1 protein-coding gene is annotated in these 249 nt (G+C 28.9%); it reads left to right on the top strand.

The annotated features are described in order from the left end of the window. Positions 1 to 249: hypothetical protein (locus ACG9ZB_RS17710; protein ID WP_419326893.1), on the top strand; the 249-nt coding region annotated here is incomplete at both ends.

Below are 249 nucleotides of genomic sequence, written 5' to 3'. Positions count from 1 at the left end.
ATTTAAAGCAGCTTAAAAAAATTAATCATCAAACCTTAACATCGATTGTTGACCAACTGAACGGTGATGCATCTTTTAAAAATGTACACCAAGTTGAAAATATTATTACCCATAAAAATAAATATAAAAAATATCCTGAGTTTTCCATTAATCATGCCATGAGAATCATTGCTATACGCAATCGGAATTGGATTTATTGGCCTAATTTATTTGAAATGCTTAAACCTGAAGAATATGCCAATTATGAAC

The organism is Acinetobacter johnsonii, assembly GCF_048551975.1.
In the GTDB taxonomy this organism is placed as follows: domain Bacteria; phylum Pseudomonadota; class Gammaproteobacteria; order Pseudomonadales; family Moraxellaceae; genus Acinetobacter; species Acinetobacter johnsonii_A.
Note: the sequence above shows the minus strand (reverse complement) of the source record. Positions and strands in the feature narration are given on the sequence as shown.